The following is a 939-nucleotide window of genomic DNA, read 5'->3' on the forward strand; positions in this document are numbered from 1 at the left end:
GCTCCGGGGGGAGCGTCGTGTCGGCGTCGTCGAAGTAGAGGAGCTCGCGGCCGTCGGCCAGCGTGTGCGGGCGCTTGACGACGCCGGCGGAGAGGGTGATCGCTTCGTTCATGGCAGGAGTCAGACTAGGGCCGCACCTTCGAAAAGGAAAGCTCGTTTTCGCTTTGACAAGTCCACTCGACCGCGGGCACGATGGGCGGATGAGGACGGACGGCGAGCAGGAGTCCACGTCGGCGATCGAGCGCCGGCTGCGGCTGCGCCTGGCCGCCGAGAGCTCGGGCTTCGTCGGGGTCGCCCCGATGGCCGACATGCTCGGGGTCTCGGTCGTCACCGTCCGCTCCGATCTCGCCCTGCTCGCGAGCGAGGGCGTCCTCCAGCGGGTGCGCGGCGGGGCGATCCCGGCGCCGAGACCCACCGGCGAGCGCTCGCTCGAGGAGGGCCTGAGCGCCGCCTCCGACGAGAAGGCCGCGATCGGCGAGGAGGCCGCCGCCTCCGTCTCCTCCGGGCAGAGCATCGTGCTCGACGTGGGCACCACCCCGCTCGCCATCGCGCACGCGCTCGTGGCGCGGGAGGAGCTGCGCGACGTCACGGTGATCACGAACGGCCTCTCCACGGCGCTGGCGCTCGAGCCGGCCATCCCGCGCTTCACGGTCGTCGTCACCGGGGGCACTCTGCGGCCGCTGCAGCACTCGCTGGTCGAGCCGCTCGCGTCCGAGCTGCTCGAGCGGATCCGCGCCGACATCGCCTTCATCGGCTGCACCGGCGTGCACCCCGAGGCCGGCGTCACCAACGTCAACCTCCCGGAGGCGACCCTGAAGCGCCGGATGCTGCAGGCGGCGACCCGCCGGGTCGTGGTCGCGGACTCCTCGAAGCTCGGAGTGGTCGACCTCGGCCGGGTCGCCGCTCCCGACGAGTTCGACCGTCTGCTCACGGGGGCGG

General features: G+C 72.6%; 1 protein-coding gene. It reads left to right on the forward strand.

Annotated elements, in window-relative coordinates; translation table 11 throughout:
- Positions 1-200: 200 nt before the first annotated feature.
- Positions 201-939: DeoR/GlpR family DNA-binding transcription regulator (locus tag C5C74_RS16890; RefSeq protein ID WP_104351948.1), on the forward strand; the 739-nt coding region annotated here is incomplete at its 3' end.

Origin of the sequence: Rathayibacter sp. AY1E8 (genome assembly GCF_002931415.1) — a bacterium.
Lineage (GTDB): Bacteria > Actinomycetota > Actinomycetes > Actinomycetales > Microbacteriaceae > Rathayibacter.